This window comes from Streptomyces sp. HD, assembly GCF_028369295.1.
In the GTDB taxonomy this organism is placed as follows: domain Bacteria; phylum Actinomycetota; class Actinomycetes; order Streptomycetales; family Streptomycetaceae; genus Streptomyces.
In genome coordinates, this window is the sequence record NZ_JAQMYP010000034.1 from 51,857 (window position 1) to 70,218 (window position 18,362).

Below are 18,362 nucleotides of genomic sequence, written 5' to 3' on the forward strand. Positions count from 1 at the left end.
GTGCGATGCCGCGGTGGCCGGTGAGTTCGCCGCCGGCCACTACGGACTGCGCGCCGCCGCCACCGGGATACAGGACACCGCGGGTGCCACCACACGGTTCCTGCTGTGCTCGCGCTCCGGAAGGCCCGACGCAGTACCCGCCGACCGCACCTCGCTGATCGGGCGGCTCGCCGGACGGCCGCAGCACATCGGCGCCCTGCTGGACGGCCTGCGCCGGCACCCCTTCCTGCGGGCCGTGTCCCTGCACCTCGTGCCCGACGGTGGAGGCCGCTCGCTGCTCTTCGCCGACTGTCCGGGCCGCATTGACCGTTGCTTGTGAAAGTGGCCCCCGGCTGTCGAGCCGGGGGCCACTCTCATGCAACGGCCAGTGATCAGGCCTTGGGTGACGGCTCACGGGCGAGAGCCAGCACGAGTCGTGCGGTGGAGTCCACGAGTTCCCTGTCGATGGGTGTGCCGGCCACGAGTACCCGGTAGTAGAGCGGGCCGAGCAGCAGATCGACGAGGTGGTCGAGGGTCCGGTCGTCGACGGTGGTCCCGTGATCGCGGGCGAGGAGCTCGCGCAGGCCGGTCATGTCGCGTTCGCGTTGCTCCTTCAGGAAGCCGTCCCGCAGTGACGCGGCGGTGTCGCTCTCCAGCTGGGCGTGGCCGAGCAGTGCCTGGAGCACCTGGCCGGCCGGCTCCTCGAAGAAGTCGGCCACGCGCCGGAGATGGGAGGCGAGGTTCTCCTCGGCGCTCACGGTCTCGTCCGTCCGCCACTGAAGGGCTTCACGGGCGTCGTCGATGAGGGTGTCCAGGAGGATGTCGACCTTCGACTTCCACCAGCGGTAGATCGTCTGCTTGGCCACGCCGGCGCGCTGGGCGATGCCCTCGATGGTCAGACCGGCGAACCCCCGCTCGACGAGGAGATCGTCCGCGGCGTTCAGCACCGCCAGCCGGACACTCTCGCTGCGGTGAGGGCCGGTTCGGCTGATGACCTCGGCCTGTTCGCAGGCGGGTCGTGGCTTACGCGTGGCGCTGATGGTCCGTCAACCTTTCGAGTCGTGTCACTGCTGAGATTCTGGCACAGCGGATCCGCCGTCCGTCGTGGCGAGCGATGGCGGGATCAGGCGGCCTTCCTGCCCGTCCGCACCAGGCTGAGCAGGACGCAGAGGGAGAGCGCGGCCACCGCTGCGCTGAACGTCTCGCCCGCAGGGCGCAGGCTGGTCTCGCGGATCAGGACACCCACGCCGATCGCGGGTACCGCCAGCATCGAGTACAGGATGGCGAAGAAGGTGGACACCGAGGCGCCCCGGTGCTGGGGAGCGCTGCGCGTGGTGATGCTGCCGATGCCGTGGCCCACGGCGATTCCCGTCGCGAGCCCGTTGACCGCGGCGCCGATCAGCAGGGGTGCCAGGGTGCCGGTGGCCATCGACGTGGCGATCAGGGCGGCCGCGACGATCAGGCCCAGGCAGGCGGCGGGCAGGGCGGTGGCCGGCTTGAGCGCACGGACCAGGAGCTGGCCGAGCGCGGTGCAGGCGAAGGCGATGAAGACCACGAGGCCGGTGAGCGCATGGCTGGTTTCGTTGAGCACGGTGCCGAGGAACAGTCCGGTCACGGCGGTCAGCACGCCGAGCACCGCGAAGCCCGAACCGGCCGCCATGGCGGAGCGCAGGAAGTCCGAGCGGATCTCGCTCGGCACGTGCAGCGGCTGGAACTGCAGGGAGAAGCCGGTCCGGTGCGCGCAGCTCTCCCCGTTCACCATGACACCGAGCATGCCGATGGCGGCCAGGACGAGCATGACGACCCACGGCGTGCGCAGCGGGGACGGGGCGACATCGGCCAGGACGCCGGCGAGCAGCGTGCCGCACGCCAGGCCGCCCATGTTGGCGAACAGCGCGATGGTGGCGGGCTTTACGCGCGCGGTGGGCCCGAGCCGTTCGGCGAGGGAGGCGGTGGCCGCACCGGTCACCAGGGCGGCCGAGAACCCGGAGACGACCCGGGCGACGAGCATGACCCCGACGTTCTGGGCGACCAGGAAGACGGCCGCCGCGCACACGGACAGCAGCGTGGCCGCGATGAGCACCGGGCGGCGCCCCACCTGGTCCGAGAGGCGCCCGAAGAGCAGCAGTCCGAGAACGACGCCGAGCGCGTAGACGGCGAAGACGACGGTCACGGTGAAGGGTGTGAAGCCGAACTGCTCGCCGTAGAGCGGGTAGAGGGGAGTCGGCGCCGTGGTGCCCGCCATGGTGATCCACAAGGCGAAGGCCACGCTGAACACGGCGAGTCCGCCGCCCTTCATTCTGTCCGGTGTGTCGGTTCGGTCCGTGGAGTCCATGGACCGGACGGTGGGGTTGCCCACTGCTGTGGCCTCTCGTGAGTTGTCGCAGGCTGAGCGACGCGCCAGTGATACGAGACTTACCGTTGCGTCTATTCAAAAAGACTAGACTAGTCGTCTCGTCTATTCAATGTGGATTGTCGAGGCTACGAGAGGCTGCCGGTCGGCGTCGGCGGGTCCGTGAGTGGGCGTCGGTCAGAGGATCTTGCGCTGGACCATGATCGACAGTATGAGTGCGCCCGGCAGCAGCGGGACCCACACCGTCAGGACGCGGTAGCCGATGACGGTGGCCGCCGCGAGGCCCGTCGGGGCGCCGAAGGTGACCATCGTGAACACCAGGGCCGCGTCCACGGGGCCGATGCCGCCGGGTGCGGGCACGGCGCCCACCGCCGTGCTGGCGAGGAGGAGGGCGAGGGTCACCTGAGTCCAGGACAGCGGCAGGCCCAGGGCGAAGCCGATCGAGGCGATCACGCCGGCCTGGAGCAGCGGGGTGGCCGCGGCCCCGCCCCACAGGGCGAGGACGCGGCTGGGGCGGGTGTGCAGGATCCGTACGTCGGTCAGCGCGGTGCGGACGAAGCAGACGAGGGGGCGGCGCAGCGGCCGCACGACTGCCACGAGCACGCCCGCCGTGCCGAGAGCGGTCGTCACGCCCGCGGCGACCAGGAGCAACGTCCGCTGGTCCGGGACGAGTTCGCCCAGGTGCAGCAGCTCGGGGAAGGCCACCAGGAAGCCGAGCAGCACGACCGTCTTCGCTATCGGCTTGACCAGCGAGTACAGGGCGAGTGAGGCGGTGCCCCGGGCCAGGGGTATGCCCTGGCCCTGCAGGAAGCGCAGGGTGACTGCGTGGGCGCCGATGCTCGCCGGCAGCACGTGGTTGGCGGCGCCGGCCGCGAACTGCGACGCGAGCAGCAGGCCCGGCGGCAGACGTTCCGGTATGGCCCCTTGGCGGACCAGGGCGGCGACCACCCAGCCCATGCAGGTGAAGAAGAGACCGGCGAGCAGCCACCAGGGGTCGGCGGAGGCGAGCCGCCTGGCCCCGTCGAGGAAGGCGGACCGGTCGGCCGCCGCCCACGCACCGATCAGCAGGAGCGGGAGCAGGGTCAGCGCGTGGCGGGTGAGGCGGGCGAGGGAGAAGGGGGAGCGGGGGGAGCGGGCCGACGCCGGGGCTGGCGCGGCGGGCAGCGGTCCGGGGAGATCGCTGAGCGGGAGCGAGGACACGGCGCGGTCGTCCTTCCGCGTCGCACCCGCACGCAGGCGGGCGGACGACTAGAGGGCGAGGCAGGAGGGGACGACGGCAACGTGCCCGTTCGGCATGACGTCATGGTGTCCGGAATCCGAAGGGGCGTCGGCGGGAGGGCGACGCGAGCGGGTCCCCGGCGCCCCACCGCACCGCACAGCCGACCCCGGCACTCTGCTGTTGAATCAGCAAACCACCGGATGGTTGACTTTCGGCTGACCCAGCCAGAGCATTGTCGAGGTGAGCCCTTTCGAACACGAGCACGTCCCCCTCCGGTCGGCCGCCGCGCTCCCCGGCGACCTGGACGAAGCCGCCCACCGCTGTCTCGTCGCCGGGTTCGACGGGGTCACGAGCGTGCCGGACACCCTCAAGGAGCTCATCGACCGCGGCCTCGGCGGCGTCATCCTCTTCACCCGCAACATCCGCGACGCACGGCAGGTGCGCCACCTCACCGACGAACTGCGGGCCATACGCCCCGACCTCGTGGTCGCCATCGACAACGAGGGCGGCGGCATCGGCCACCTGGTGAGCGCCGGCGCCCCCGAGGTCCCCGGCTCCTACGCCCTCGGTGTCGCCGACGACCCGAACCTCACCGCCCGCTGCGCCGACGCGCTGGCCGGACACCTCGCCCGCCTCGGCATCACCGCCTCCTACGCCCCCGTCGCCGACCTCCAGCACCGGCCGGACAACCCGATCGTGCGCACCCGCTCCTTCGGCGCCGGCCCCGAACGCGCCGCCCGCCATCTGCGCGCCTGGATCACCGCCACCGAGGCCCGCGGCATAGCCTCCTGCGCCAAGCACTTCCCCGGCCATGGCGGCACCGCCACCGACAGCCACCACGGCCTGGCCGTCGACCCGCGGCCGTACGACGAACTCCGCGTCGACGTCGAGCCGTTCCGTGCGGCCGTCGCCGCGGGTGTGCCGATGCTGATGAGCGCCCATGTCGTGTTCCCGGCGCTCGACCCCAACCGGCCCGCCACGCTCAGCCGCCGCATCCTGGGCGACCTGCTCCGCCACGACCTCGGCTTCGACGGCGTCCTCGTCAGCGACGCGCTGGAGATGAAGGCCATCGCCGACGCGTACGGCGAGGCGGCCGGCGCGCGCATCGCCCTCGCCGCCGGAGCCGACCAGGTCATCGTCGCCGTACCGGACCTGGACGTCACGCTGGCCTGCCGGGACGCGGTGCTCGACGCGCTGCGGACCGGCGTGCTCGCCCCGGAGCGCGTCGAGGAGGCCGCCGGCCGGGTACGACGGCTCGCCGAGCGCTATGCCACCCCGCCCGGCGAGGTCGCCGACTGGGACGCCGGGGCCGGTCTCACCGCCGCGCGGCGCGCCGTACGCGGCCGGGGCGTACCGCCCGCCGTGCGCGGCGCCCATGTCGTCGACCTCTTCCCGCCGCCGCACCCCGCACTCAACTGGGGCGGCGAGGACCTGCTGACCGAGGTGCGCGCCGTCGACCCCACGGCCACCGGCACGGCGGTCACGGGTGAGTGCGCCGATCCGGACGCTCTCGTCGAGGGCATCGTCGGCCACTGCGGAGCGGCTCCACTGGTCGTGGCCACCTGCGACGCCGGGCTGCACCCCTGGCAACGGCGCTTGCGTGACGCCCTGTTGGGCCGCCGACCGGACGCCGTCCGCGTGGACACGGGGCTGCCGGAGGGCGGCGCGCTGTGCTCCTACGGGCGGGGGCGGGTGAACCTGCGGGCGGTGGCCGAGGCGCTGGCGGGCATCTGACGGGCGACTCGCCCTCAGTGCTCAGGTCGGCCGTACGACCTCCCTGATGCCCCGCGCCGCCAGGTGCTCCGCGTCCAGTGCCCGGTCGGCCAGGACCACCGCCGGTCGCACCCCTTCCGTCCGCAGCCTCATCCACGACTCGAAGAACGCGCCGCCCGGGCCGGACACCGATCGGGTGCCCGACTCGCAGTCCAGCAGCAGGGCGATGTCGCGCGGCGGTGCGTTCTCGGGCGCCCGGCGCAGTTCGGCGATGGTCTCGGCGAGGGCCTTCGCGATCGGCTTCGGGCGGCCGGACGAGTCGAACAGGCCCAGTGTGTACTCCAGTTCCGGGAAGTCGGACAGCGAGCGGTCCACGTCGTGGGAGCACCACCAGGTCACGCCCCACAGCCCCGCGCACCCGGCGGCGTTCCGCACGGTGGCGCGCGCGAAGTCCGCCGCGTCGGTGGCCGGGATGTGCGGTTCCGGCGCGCCCGTCTCCTGGACCCAGACGGGACGTGCCGGGTCGGTCGCGTAGGCCTTGGCCAGCTCGGTGCCGTACTCGGCGAGGTGCTGGACCTGCGGGGAGCGGGGGCCGTAGCGGCGGGCGCAGTCGCCGGAGAACACCCATGGGTGGACGGTGGTCAGGTCGCCCTTGCGGGCGGAGGCCTCGGGCGTGAAGGGGTGGTCGTCGCCGTACCAGGCGGCGTCGTACGCGGAGTGCGTGACCAGGCCGCCGTCGCCGAGTCCGTCCCGGGCGGCGGCCAGCAGGGTGTCGAGATAGTGGTCGACCTCGTCCGCCGTCACCGGGTTGTGCTCGACCAGGTTGTTGAGCTCGTTGCCGAGCTGGAGGCCGATGAGGTGGGGGCGGCCGGCGAGGGCGCGGCCGAGGGTGCGCAGAAGGGTGGCCTGGGCCTCGATGGCCTCCGGGTCGGTGAACACGTTGCGGTGGTGCCAGCTGCGCGTCCACTCCGGGTAGAAGTCGAAGCTCGACAGATGGCCCTGTACGCCGTCCACCATGACGTCGAGACCGGCCTCGCCCGCCAGGTCGACCAGATGAGTCAGGTCGTCCACGGCCGTGCGGCGGATCAGGGTGCGGTTGGGCTGGAGCAGCGGCCAGAGGTGGAAGACGCGGATGTGGTCGAGGCCGAGCGCGGCTATCGCGTCGAGGTCCGCACGCGCCCGTGCGGGGTCGAAGTCGTGCCAGGAGTGGAACCACCCGTGGCGGGGCGTGTAGTTGACGCCGAAGCGGAGCGTGTGGATGGGATCCTCCCCGGGTCCTGGGCGTCCTGCCCTTGTACGTCGCGAATGTATCAACCACCATGGTCGATGATGAATAGTGAATTGAACCAAACCTCGCCCGACGAGGCCCCGGCATACGTCGTCGGCCTCGACGCCGGCGGCACCCGCACGCGCGCCGTCCTGGCGCCCGTGGAAGAGGACGAGCCCGAGGGTGAGGGCGTCTCCGGACCCGGCAACGCGCTGACCGTTCCCGGACCGCAGCTCACCGAGCACCTCGCCGAGGCCCTCGCCCGCGCCGTGCCGGAAGCGCTGCGCGGCCGGGTCGTGGCCGTGGCGGGCGGGTTCGCCGGTGCCTCGCGGACCGCTCCGGACGAGCCGGGCCGCGTCAGGGCGCACGCCGCGCTCACCGTCGCACTGCGGCGGCTCGGCATCGACGCCGCCGAGGTCGAGGTGCACAGCGACATCGAGGCCGCGTTCGCCTCGGCGCCGGGGCATCCCGCCGACGGGCTCGCCCTGGTGGCCGGCACCGGCGCGGTCGCGGCACGCGTCACCGCACGCGCGTGCACCACGACAGCAGGCGGCGACGGCTGGCTGCTCGGTGACGACGGCAGCGGCTTCTGGATCGGGCGCGAGGCGGTGCGGGTGGCGCTGCGCATGGCGGACGGGCGGGGCGGGCCTACGGCGCTGGGCGCCTCGGTGGGACGGGCGCTGGGGGTGCCGGAGGACGTGCTGCCGCCGGGTGCCCCGGGCCCGTACGGCGACGCGTCCTGGACCCGGGCCCGGCACGAGGCCTACCGCATGCACCTGCTCCCCGCCGTCATGGACCGGCCGCCGGTCCACCTGGCCGAACTGGCACCGCTCGTCGCGGAGGCCGCCGGCCACAGGGACGCCGTGGCCCAGGGAATCCTCGAAGGGGCGGCCGACCACCTGTCCGGCCTCGTCCGCGCCCTCGAACCCCGGCCCGGGGAGCGGATCGTCGCGACCGGCGGCCTGCTCGGCCCGGACGGGCCGCTGACCGCCCTCCTCTCCGCCCGGACGCAGCCGCTCGGCCTCACCCTCGACTGGGTTCCCGACGGCTCCAGGGGTGCCGTCGCCCTCGCCCGCCTGGGCCACGACATGGGGTACGGCATGGGACACGACGCGGGACACGACGGATGACCGGCTCCGCCGAGCAGCGGCACCGCACCGGCCTCCCGCACACCCCGCTCACCCCCCACGCCCCGCTCACCCCCCACACCCCTCACACCCCGCTCCACCGCGACCCCACCGCCCCCGTCGACGCCCGCGTCCGCGACCTCCTCTCCCGTATGACCCTGCGTGAGAAGGTCGGCCAGCTCAACCAGCGGATGTACGGCTGGAACGCCTACCACCGCACCCCCGACGGCGGCTTCCAACTCACCGACGCCCTGTACGCCGAGACCGACCGCTTCGAGGGACTCGGCGCCCTCTACGGCCTCCAACGCGCCGACGCCTGGTCCGGTGTCGAGCACGGCGAGGGACCCGGCGCCGAGGACGGCGCGGCCCTCGCCGAGCTGGTGCAGCGGCATGTCGTCGAGCGCAGCCGGTTCGGGATCCCCGCGCTGTTCGTCGAGGAGGTGCCGCACGGACTGATGGCCCTCGACGGCACGGTCCTCCCGGTCAATCTGGCCGTCGGCGCCACCTGGGATCCGGCGCTGTACGAGCGCGCCGCCGCCCACGCCGCCGCCGAACTGCGCGCCCGGGGTGGCCATGTCGCCCTGGTCTCGGCGCTGGACATCGCCCGTGACCCGCGCTGGGGCCGCACCGAGGAGTGCTTCGGCGAGGACCCGTACCTGGCGGCCCGCCTCACGGAGGCCGTCGTACGCGGGATGCAGGGGGAGCCCGGCGAGCACTTCGCCGCCGGCAAGGCCGCCGTGGTCCTCAAGCACTTCGCCGGTCAGGGCGCCACCGTCGGCGGCCGGAACTCCGCCGAGTCCGAACTGGGGCTGCGGGAACTGCACGAGATCCACCTCCCCGCCGCCCGGGCCGGCATCCGCGCCGGGGCCGCCGCCGTCATGGCCGCGTACAACCAGGTCGACGGGCTGCCCTGCGCCGGCAACCGCGCCCTGCTCACCGAACTCCTCAGGGTCCAGTGGGGGTTCGAGGGTCTGGTCATGGCGGACGGACTCGCCGTGGACCGGCTGGCCCGGATCACCGGCGACAAGGTGTCGGCGGGCGCGCTCGCGCTCGACGCCGGTGTCGATCTGAGCCTCTGGGACGAGGGCTTCACCCACCTGGAAGAGGCGGTCGAGCGAGGGCTGGTGGCCGAGGAGGCCGTCGACGCCGCCGTCGCCCGCGTCCTGCGGCTCAAGTTCCGGCTGGGGCTGTTCGACCGGCGGCACGGCGACACGACCGCGCCCCCGACCGGCGGCAGGGACCTGAGCACGGCCCTTGCCCGCGCCGCCGTCACGCTGCTCCGCAACGACGGCGTACTGCCGGTCCCGGACTCCGTCTCCCGTATCGCCGTCCTGGGACCCCAATCGGCCACGACCGCCCACCAGTTGGGCGACTACACCGCCCCGCAACCCCCCGGCACGGGCACCAGCGTCCTCGATGCCCTGCGCACCCTCGCCCGGCCCGGCGTCGACATCCGCCACGCCCCTGGCTGCGCCCTCACCGGCGACGACCTCTCCGGCATCCCCGCCGCGGTCGCCGTGGCCGCCGCCTCCGACCTGGCCGTGCTCGTGCTGGGCGGCAGCAGCGCCCGTACGCCCGACACGGAGTTCGACGCCAACGGTGCCGCGCGGACCGCCGTCTCCCACATGACCTGCGGCGAAGGCGCCGACCTGGCCGGGCTGGGGCTGGGCCGCGGCCAGTACGCACTGCTGGACGCCGTGGTCGCCACGGGCACGCCGACGGCGGTCGTCCTGATCCAGGGCCGCCCACACGTCGTGCCCGACACCGCGGGCGCCCTGCTCACCGCCTGGTACCCCGGCCCGTGGGGCGGCGAGGCGATCGCCGAGGTACTGCTCGGGCTGACGGAGCCGCTCGGCCGCCTCCCGCTCTCCGTCCCGCGCTCCGCCGCCCAACTCCCCGTCCACTACAACCACAAGGACATCGAGTACGGCGGCTACGTGGACGAGAGCGCCGAGCCGCCGCACTCCTTCGGGCACGGGCTGTCGTACACGAGCTTCGCGTACGGTCCACCGCGGCTGTCCGGGCTCGCGGTCGAGGCGGACGTCACCAACACCGGTCGGCGGCAGGGCCGTTCGGTTGCCCAGCTCTATCTGCGCCGGCTGCGGACGCCCGTCTGGCCGCGCACCCTCGAACTGTGCGGCTTCCAGGCCGTCGAGCTGGCGCCTGGCGAGACCCGCACGGTCGCCTTCCCGCTCGGCGCCGACGAGGAGGCCGCCGTCCCGCCCGGCACGGTGGTCGAGTTCCGGGTCGCCGAGTCGGCGCGGGCGGCGCTGACCGCCGTACCGACTCAGAGCTTCACGGCCCCCGACGAGACCCCCTTGTAGAACCACCGCTGCGTGATCACGAACAGCACCAGCACCGGGATCACCGAGATCACCGAGCCCGCCATCACCAGCCGCTGGTCGTAGCCGAACGACGAGGTCTGCAGCCGGGCCAGCCCCAGTGTCAGCGTGAAGTGCTCCTCGGAGCGCAGCACGATCAGCGGCCAGAGGAAGTCGTCCCAGGCGCTGATGAAGGTGTTGATGGTGACGACCAGGATCGCGCCGTAGGCCGACGGCAGGTACAGGTGACGGAACCGCTTCCACTCGCCCGCGCCGTCCAGCATCGCCGCGTCCTCGATCTCGCGCGGGACGGCGAGGAACGCGGCCCGCATGATGAGGACGTTGATCGCGGCGACGAAGCCGGGCAGCCAGACGCCCACGAGGTTGTCGACCAGGCCCATGTCCCGGACGCTCAGGAACAGCGACACCATGATCGACTCGAACGGGAACATCATGGACGCCATCAGCAGCACCCAGACCAGCTTGCGGCCCTTCCAGCCCGGCTTGGAGAGCATGTAGCCGGCCAGGGTGGAGAAGACGAGCTGGCTGGCGATCGAGATGACCGCGACGAACAGACTGTTCCTGATGTACGTCCACACCGGGACCTGGGCGAAGACCTCGCGGTAGGCCCGCAGGGTGGGGTGGTGCGGGATCAGGGAGGCGCCCGCGCCGAAGACGTCCTCGCCGGCGCCCTTCAGGGAGGACAGCACCTGCCAGAGCAGCGGGCCGACCGTGATGAACAGGACGAAGACCAACAGCAGGTAGCGGACGACGAGTTCGCGCGGACGGCCGTAGTCGCGCCAGCGGGGCATCAGGCGCCTGCGCCTCTCCACAGCCGTGGTCATGCCTCGTCCTCCTTCGTCAGGCGCTGGGCGAGCAGCGTCAGGCCCAGGGTGAGAGCGAACAGGGCGACGCTGACCGCAGCGCCGTAGCCGGCGTTGCCGGTGAGGGGGTCGAGGCCGACGTCGCGGATGTAGAAGGGGAGCGTGCGGTCGGCGCCGCCGGGGCCGCCGGTGGCGCCGCCGAGCATGTAGATCTCGGTGAAGACGCGCAGCGAGCCGATGCCGGTGAGGGTGCCGACCAGCATCATCGACGTGCGGACGCCGGGGACCGTGACATGCCAGAAGCGGCGGATCGCGCCCGCGCCGTCCACGGCCGCCGCCTCGTGGAGTTCCCTGGGCACGTTTCCGAGCGCGGCCAGGTAGAAGATCATGTACCAGCCGAGGCCCTTCCACAGCGTCAGGCCCATCGCCGACAGCAGGATCAGCCAGGAGTCGGACAGGAAGGGAACGGCCTCGCGGATGAGGTGCGCCTTCTGCAGCCAGGTGTTGACCAGGCCCTGGTCGCTCAGCAGCCACTGCCAGCTCAGGCCGACGACCACGGACGAGGCGAGGACCGGCGTGTAGAAGGCGGAGCGGAAGAAGCCGATGCCCGGGAGGTTCTTCTCCACCAGGACCGCGAGCAGCAGCGGCAGCAGCACCATCAGCGGGACCACGATCAGTGCGTACAGCAGGCTGTTGCGGGTGGCCAGCCAGAAGTCCGGGTCCCCCAGCATCCGGGTGTAGTTGTCCAGGCCCACCACGTCGTACGCGCCGCCGAGCGGCTTGGCGTCGGTGAAGGACACCACGATCGTGTTGAGGAACGGGAACACCCCGAAGACGGTCGTGCCCACGATCGCCGGGAGCATCCACAGCCACGGCAGCCACCAGCGGCGATACAGCGCCGCGCCCCCCGCGTCCGCGGTCGGGCCGGGGACCACGGAACGCAGGACGCGGCGCAGGCGCCCCGGTGGTTCGGGTACGGAGCCGGGGCGGGGGGCGCCCGATCCCAGGGGAGTCGGAGCGGGCGCCCGGCCCACGGTGTGCTGAGCCATCGTCAGCCTGCCTGCTCGATCAGCTCGTTGGCCTTGGACTGGGCGTCCTTCAGAGCGTCCGCCGCGCTCTTCTTGCCCTGCATGGCCAGCTGGATCTGGGCCGAGATCGCGTTCAACTCGCCCGGCGTGAGGGCGACTTCGTCCGCCGTCGCGGTCTTGCGGTCACTGGCGACGATCTTCCGGGCCTCGGCGAAGGGGTCCGTGCCCTTGACCGACTGGAAGAACGGGTCGTCCAGGGATGCCGTGGTCGACGGGAAGATCACCACGTTCGGGTCCTTCGCCCACTCCAGCTGGTTCTGCGCGTTGGTCAGGAACCGCGCGAAGGAGAGGGCGGTCGTCGCGTTCTTGCTGGTGGAGGCCACGCCCATGTACTGCGGGGCGCCGACGGTGTGGCCGAGGTCGTCCAGCATGAAGCGGGCGACGCCGGTCTTCTTGTAGACGGTCGGGTTGTTCTGCTGGATGAACCGCAGGAAGTTGGGGTTGGTGGGGCCGTAGACCAGCTTTGCCTGGCCGTAGACGTTGGCCGGGTCCTGGGTCGAGGAGAGGGAGTCCCGGGGCATCCCGCCGGCCTTGTACAGCTTGGTCATGGCCTCGACCCACCGCACGGTCTTCTGGTCGTCGGCGAAGGTGAACGACTTGCCGTCGGCGGCGAAGATCTTGATGCCCATCTGCTGCCAGTCGGCCGGGATGCGCAGTTGCGGGTTGGCGAGGAAGGCGTAGTACTTGCCGCCCGATGCCTTGGCCACCTTCTGGGCGTCCTCGAAGAGGCCGAGGACGGTCGTCGGAGGTTTGGCCGGGTCCAGGCCCGCCCTCTTCATCAGCTCGGTGTTGAACGTCTGCACGATGCCGCCGGAGTACCAGGGCAGTACGGAGTGCACCTTGGTGCCGGAGGCGTCCGCGTAGAGGCTCGACTTCCACAGCGCGGGGACGAACGGCTCGCCCGCGTCCGGCGCCTTCTTGTCCAGGTCGAGCAGATAGCCGTTCTTGGTGAGCGCGATCGCCGTGTTGACGTTGATGTTCACCACGTCCGGCAGCGTGCAGCCCTGCGCGTCGGCGACCAGGCGCTGGGTGAAGGTGGCGTCGCCCGGGTCGTCGATCCACTTGACCTTCGTGTCCGGGTGCTCCTTCTCGAAGGAGGCGATGACGCCGTTGAAGTAGTCGCCGAAGTCCTTCTTCAGGTTGGTCGTCTGGAAGGTGATGCTGCCCTTGACGTCCCCGGAGAGCGGGCCGGACCCGACGTTCGCCTTGTCGACCTTGCAGCCGCCGGCCGTGGCGTCGCCGTCGTCGGATCCGCCGGACAGGCCGCATCCGGCGGCCGTGAGCGTCAGAAGGACGAGGCAGGTCAGAGTTCCGGTCAGTCGTCTCGCACGCATGTGTACCCTCCTGCAACCAGCCAGCTGACGGTTCAATTAACCAACTTCTGCTCCGATTGATGAAAAGGTGGACCAGAATTCATCGGAGGTCAAGAGTTGTCGTGTTGCTTTTGGGTTCAGTTCAGTGGCGGTGCTCGTGGTCCGAGTGGGACGGGTCGCCGGGGTGCTCGTGCCCCGGGGCGTACTCCACGCCCTGGCGCACCTGGTCCAGCCAGTCGAAGAACGCCACCCGGCCGGCCGCCCGGCGCAGCTCGCGTCCGATGCCGCCGCGGACCTGGCCGTACGTCAGGAAGTCCGCCGGTTCGGCCGAGGCGCCGTAGGGATCGGCGCCGCGCCGGAGCGCGTCCGGGGTCAGATAGCGGTCCCGGTTGCGGGTGTAGTACTCCCGTACCGCTTCCTCCGGGATGTGCTGCTCGGCCTCCAGCGCGGTGAGCAGTGCGCGGGCGGCGGGGGAGTGGGCGAGGGCCGCCGCGATGATGCTGCCGAGGTCGGCGACGTCGGCCTCGGGCACGGTGAGCATGGCGGCGGGGGACACGTCCGGTGGGGCCGGGAGGCCGCGCTCCGCGCAGGTTCGGCGGGCCAGTTCGTCGATCAGGACGACCTGGGTGGCCCAGCGGCGGCGTTGCCTCTCTGCTCGGGCCGTGCGGTCCTTGGGGAGTGCCGCGGTATGCCGTCGTTCGGCTGCGGGTTCGTTGTGGCTGGTCGCGCCCACGCGGCGGAGCCGCATATCGACACGGCCCGCGCCCCTGCTCGGCGTTGCCGGTCCGTCGGCCAGGAAGCCGTCCACTCTGCTTCTCGGGACCTCCTCTCCCTGCACGCGAGCCGCGTACTCCCTCTCGCCATGCCGGCCCGTCATGGCGTCACCTCCAGCTCCACGGCCTCCGTGTACGCCACGCAGCCGTGCCAGCCCACCTTCGCCATCAGCCAGTACGACCCCGGCGCCACCGCCCCGCCGTCCACCTCGATCACGCACTCCAGCCGCTCCCCGCCGGCCACGGTGAAGCCCTGGCAGCCCGGTGTCACGGCCGCCCAGGTCCCCCACGACGAGACCGCCCACAGCGTGCCGCTGATCGGGCCCCGGGTCCTGTTGTGCAGGGTTACGGGGACCCGGATCCGTTCGTCCCGGCGCACGCTGGCCCGCTCAACTCCCAGACCGGCCACGAGCGTTGGACCCTGATGCCCGTCCGGCACGTCCAGTGCCACGACGTCCTCGTAGGTCTGTCCGCCGTATGGCAACCGGGCCGCCAGCCAGTGCCGCCCGGGCTCGGCGTCGGGCGGTGGAGTCACCGTGACCTCGGCGACCGTGAAGCCGCCGGGGCCCAGGGTGTAGGGCAGTTCGGCCGGTTCGACGGACCAGCCGGGCGGGGCGTGCAGGCTCACCGTGCCCGAGACCGGTGCGTCGGTCAGCTCCGAGGCGATCCGGACCGTCGCGGTGACGGGGCCGTCGGAGCAGGTCAGCGTGGTCGGCGAGAGGTACACCGTGACCGGCAGGTTGCCGCGTGGGGCGGGGCCGGAGTTGTGGAGCCAGTAGCGGGTCGCGACGGGCTGGGCGGGTTCATGGGCGGCGACGCCCGGGCCGGGTGAGGTGCGCGCCGCTTCGGTGGCGGCCAGGACGGTGGCCACCTCGAAGCCGGTCAGGGTGAGGTCCAGTGCCCCCTCGTCGCCGGGCGTCAGCGGCTCGCCCCGCCTCTCCAGCACGTCCGCCCGCGCGCCCTCCGTCCACTCCCGCGGCCCGCTCACCCGCGCCGTCACCGACCGCCCGTTCACCTCATGCACCCGTACGACGACCCCACGCCCCGGATCGGCCGCCGCCGCACTCCCCCGCGCGAGCGGCGACCCGGCCGCCTTGAACGCGTCGAGCAGCACCTCCCCGGCAGGCTCAAGCCCCAGCAGCACGGCCTTCCTGGGCAGTACGGCATCCTCGGCCGCCGTCCGCCTCAGCCGTGCCGTCAGCGGATGGTTGAAGGCGTGCCCGGCCTGCGGCAGCCGCAGCTCCCGCCAGTCGCCGGCGCCCGCGACCACCGCATACTCGAACGTGTGCGACCAGCGCTGGAGTTGGAAGGCGGACCCGTCGGGCGCCGTACGCCGCGGCGGGTCGACCCAGATGCCGGACGGCCAGCCGGTGCAGGAGCGCATCAGGGACATGTAGAGGTCGCCGGACGAGGTGACCACGCAGCCCGGGGTGCCCCGGTTCAGGACCGCGAAGCTGCGCCCGTCCCACGCGTCCCCGGGCGGCAGTGCCTCCCCGCCACCCGCCGCCGTGGCCGACACGACCGCGTCGTCCAGGTCGGCGATCAGCGAGTCCACCGCCTTGGCGTCGTCCTCGGGCCGGGCACCCGCCACCACCAGCAGGGGCAGCCGCTCCAGGTCGCGCAGGTCGGCGCCGGGCACCCACTCCTCCCGCAGCGCGGCGCGCGGCGCCACCCAGACGGCGGCCACCCCCCGCTCGGCGAGCTGCCGCCGCAGCTCCCGCCCGGCCGCCGGGTCCCAGCCGAGAGCCTCGGCGACCACGGAGTTGCGCTCGGGCGTGCCCACCGCGATCCGGATGTCGGGCAGATTGGAGTCGACCTCCAGGTCGCCGTAGCGCGGGCCCCCGGCGATCGTCGACGTCGCCGTCACGCCCACCCGCACCAGGGCCGCCGCGAGCGCGGTGCCCAGTTCACCGGCGTCCTCCCAGGAGGCGTACACCAACTCGGCGACCCCGACGGACCGTTCGCCGAGCGGGCGCCCGGAGCCGTCGGCGACCGCGACCCGTGCGGTGGAGCCCAGCCCGAACCAGGTGTTGGCCGGGTTGTCCAGCGTCCACGGGAACCGCTCGCTGTCCACCTCCACGAACCCGAAGCCACGCCCGATCACCGCGTCCGCCACCTCGTGCACCGGCAGCCCGCCCCGCACGTCGGAGGGCCAGCGGACCCGGATCAGCCGGTCGGCGCCGTCGTAGCCGTCGAGTGTGGTCGTGAGGTCCAGACGGTCGACGCCCTTCCACAGCGTCAGGCGTTGCGTGCAGCGGAAGAGGCCGAGGTCGGCGCGGACGGTGATGCGGGCGCCGGCCGGGGAGTGCTCGACATCGATGTCGGCCGTGACGTCCCTGCTGCGGGCGGCGGTCGTGCCGGTCGGTGTGAGGTGCCAGGGGCCCTCGCCGAAGCGCGGATGCCTCGGGTACTCCTCCTGGACGACCAGCTCGTTGCCGATGTCGCCGGGGCGCAGCAGCTCCCGGCCGCCCTCCGCGAGCGCGCGCAGACTGCTGACGGCGCCGCCGCGTGCGGGGTCGACCGTCACCTCGTAGAACTCGTTGCGGATGGTGGTGCCTTCGCCGCGCGTCCACTCCGGGACGGTGCCCTCGGCGAGCGGGAGTGCCTTGAGGCCCATGCCGGGCACCTCCGGTACGACGACACGGAGTTCGCCGTCCTCCCGTACGGCGGGCAGGGGCAGACCGGTGTCGTCGAGGGGGACCAGCCCGGGATCCGCTACCGTCAGCACATCCCGCCGTTCCCAGGTGGCCGCGTTGAAGACCACCAAGTCCGGTGCGGCACCGGGCAGTTGTGCGACCCGGCTCGCGATGGCGTCGGTCGCGTCGGCGTGCACCGTCTCGGCGAGGTCGTACAACTCCCGCCAGCCGGTGAGCAGGTCGATGTAGACCTGGTCCGACTCCGAGCCGGTGATGGCGTCGTGATGGGCGCCGTAGATCAGCTGCCGCCAGGCCTTGTCGAGTGCCGCGTCCGGATACGGGTGCCCGGCCACCAGCGAGGCGAGCGTCGCCCAGGCCTCCGCGTCGGCGAGCAGCGTCTCGCCGTACCGCTGGGCCTGCTTGGTGTCGATGTAGGAGACGTCCTTGCCGGTGTAGACCGGGTTCATGTCGCGTGTCTGCGGGGACGCCTTGCGGCCCTCCGCGTCCAGCTCCGCGCGCACGGCCGCGAAGAAGTCCCGGGGGATGCCGCTGATGAAACGCGGCCAGACGTACCGTGCGTTCCAGTCCCGGTGGATGCCCATCACCCAGCGGCACGGCGGGGCGTAGTCGCCGCCGACCGGGAGCAGGATGTTGCGGGTGAGCGCGACCTGCTTCAGGCCCTTGAACAGCTTGAGCGCGGCGGCCTCGGCCGCGGGCAGCGTGGGCGCGTTGTCGATCGCCCAGCCGGCGCCGTAGTGGTTGACCATGTACGCCGTCAGCAGGCCGCGTCCGGACGGCGCGATCCAGCTGAACTCCGCCGGGAACTGCATCCGCTTCGGGTCGCGGGGCTCCTCGCCGAAGACGGAGAGCGTCGGGCCCCACTGGTGGAAGGGGCCGCGCGCCCACGAACTGGAGCTGACCCCCGCGTCCGCCATCAGCCCGGGGAACTGCGGATCGTGCCCGAACGCGTCCAGCTGCCAGGCCGTCTCCGGGGACGCCCCGATGACACCGCGCTGGAATCCGTCGCCGTACAGGGCGTTGCGTACGGTCGCCTCGGCGCCGGTGAGGTTGGTGTTCGGCTCGTTGTAGGTACCGCCCATGATCTCGACGCGGCCGGTGCGGATCAGCTGGCGCAGGAAGGCCCGCTCCTCCGGGAAGGCGTCCCAGTAGGGCTTGAGGTAGTCGACCTCGGCGAGCACGAAGGTGTACGCCGGGTCGCGCCGGGCCAGATCGCAGTGGGCCCGGACCAGGCTGATGCCGGACTGGCCGCGCGAGTCGAAGGTACGGGCGGGCAGGCCGGTGGAGTCGGGGTCGTCGGCGACGTCCCAGGTCTCGGTGTAGGCGCCCTGGGTGTTCCACCAGACGGGGTCGTAGTGGAAGTGGCTGACCATGAACATGGTCCAGCCCGGTTCGGCGGCCGTGAAGGCGTCGGAGTGCCGCGCGGCGTGGGCCGGGTCGGCGGCGTCCTCCGCCGTGACCCTGATGTGGGTGCGGTCGCCGGGGGCGAGGTCGGTCGTCACCGGTATCTCGGCGCGTACCGAGCCGTCGTCCCCCGTGGTCGCCTCGGCGGTGCCGTGCACACCCGGCCCCTCCACGGTGAGGCGGACCGCACGGCCGGGAGTGTGCCCGATCTCGACGGCCAGCACCTGCCGCGGCTGGTCCTCGCTACCGACGAACAGCTCGGTCGACTCGACAGAGATGACGCGCATGGGGCTCCTACGAGTACTCGTGGGGGAGCCCCATCCTGGC

At 72.4% G+C, this 18,362-nt stretch carries 13 protein-coding genes; 4 read left to right on the forward strand and 9 right to left on the reverse strand.

The window, feature by feature from the left end; translation table 11 throughout:
* Nucleotides 1-13 precede the first annotated feature (13 nt).
* Nucleotides 14-319 (forward strand): hypothetical protein, encoded by a 306-nt coding sequence (locus tag POF73_RS29365; protein WP_272121452.1) that lies wholly within the window; start codon nt 14-16, stop codon nt 317-319.
* Nucleotides 320-371: 52 nt separating this feature from the next.
* Here POF73_RS29365 and POF73_RS29370 read toward each other — a convergent pair whose 3' ends face one another.
* The 3 genes from POF73_RS29370 to POF73_RS29380 form a co-directional block, all read right to left on the reverse strand.
* Nucleotides 372-926, reverse strand: coding sequence for a TetR/AcrR family transcriptional regulator (locus POF73_RS29370; protein WP_272121454.1), 555 nt, complete (start codon nt 924-926; stop codon nt 372-374).
* 176 nt (nt 927-1,102) lie between these two features.
* Nucleotides 1,103-2,314 carry an MFS transporter gene (locus POF73_RS29375; RefSeq protein ID WP_272121456.1) on the reverse strand — a complete coding sequence of 404 codons (1,212 nt, stop codon included), beginning with the start codon at nt 2,312-2,314 and terminating at the stop codon, nt 1,103-1,105.
* Nucleotides 2,315-2,509: 195 nt separating this feature from the next.
* Entirely contained in the window at nt 2,510-3,532 is a 1,023-nt protein-coding gene (locus tag POF73_RS29380) for a lysylphosphatidylglycerol synthase transmembrane domain-containing protein (RefSeq protein WP_272121458.1), read from the reverse strand.
* Between the two features lie 259 nt (nt 3,533-3,791).
* Between POF73_RS29380 and POF73_RS29385 the strand changes: the two genes are divergently transcribed.
* Nucleotides 3,792-5,285: a glycoside hydrolase family 3 N-terminal domain-containing protein gene (locus POF73_RS29385; protein WP_272121460.1), complete on the forward strand. Its 1,494-nt coding sequence runs from the start codon at nt 3,792-3,794 to the stop codon at nt 5,283-5,285.
* A 21-nt stretch (nt 5,286-5,306) separates the two neighbouring features.
* Here POF73_RS29385 and POF73_RS29390 read toward each other — a convergent pair whose 3' ends face one another.
* Nucleotides 5,307-6,578, reverse strand: a complete 1,272-nt coding sequence (locus POF73_RS29390; protein WP_443049661.1) for a glycoside hydrolase 5 family protein — start codon at nt 6,576-6,578, stop codon at nt 5,307-5,309.
* A gap of 27 nt (nt 6,579-6,605) precedes the next feature.
* Here POF73_RS29390 and POF73_RS29395 point away from each other — a divergent pair, with 27 nt between their 5' ends.
* Both POF73_RS29395 and POF73_RS29400 read left to right on the forward strand, forming a co-directional pair.
* On the forward strand, nt 6,606-7,661 hold the full coding sequence (locus tag POF73_RS29395; protein ID WP_272121462.1) for an N-acetylglucosamine kinase: 1,056 nt from the start codon (nt 6,606-6,608) through the stop codon (nt 7,659-7,661).
* 149 nt (nt 7,662-7,810) lie between these two features.
* On the forward strand, nt 7,811-9,982 hold the full coding sequence (locus tag POF73_RS29400) for a glycoside hydrolase family 3 N-terminal domain-containing protein (RefSeq protein ID WP_272121548.1): 2,172 nt from the start codon (nt 7,811-7,813) through the stop codon (nt 9,980-9,982).
* Here the strand turns inward: POF73_RS29400 and POF73_RS29405 are convergent.
* The 5 genes from POF73_RS29405 to POF73_RS29425 form a co-directional block, all read right to left on the reverse strand.
* Entirely contained in the window at nt 9,946-10,824 is an 879-nt protein-coding gene (locus POF73_RS29405; protein WP_272121464.1) for a carbohydrate ABC transporter permease, read from the reverse strand. The genes POF73_RS29400 and POF73_RS29405 overlap by 37 nt on opposite strands.
* The gene (locus POF73_RS29410; protein ID WP_272121466.1) at nt 10,821-11,852 is read right to left on the reverse strand and encodes a carbohydrate ABC transporter permease; all 1,032 of its coding nucleotides are present in this window, start codon (nt 11,850-11,852) and stop codon (nt 10,821-10,823) included. Before POF73_RS29410 ends, POF73_RS29405 begins: the two co-directional genes overlap by 4 nt.
* A 2-nt stretch (nt 11,853-11,854) precedes the next feature.
* Entirely contained in the window at nt 11,855-13,225 is a 1,371-nt protein-coding gene (locus POF73_RS29415; RefSeq protein WP_272121468.1) for an extracellular solute-binding protein, read from the reverse strand.
* Between the two features lie 121 nt (nt 13,226-13,346).
* The gene (locus POF73_RS29420; protein ID WP_272121470.1) at nt 13,347-14,081 is read right to left on the reverse strand and encodes a peptidyl-prolyl cis-trans isomerase; all 735 of its coding nucleotides are present in this window, start codon (nt 14,079-14,081) and stop codon (nt 13,347-13,349) included.
* The gene (locus tag POF73_RS29425) at nt 14,078-18,322 is read right to left on the reverse strand and encodes an NEW3 domain-containing protein (RefSeq protein WP_272121472.1); all 4,245 of its coding nucleotides are present in this window, start codon (nt 18,320-18,322) and stop codon (nt 14,078-14,080) included. Before POF73_RS29425 ends, POF73_RS29420 begins: the two co-directional genes overlap by 4 nt.
* Between the last annotated feature and the right edge of the window lie 40 nt (nt 18,323-18,362).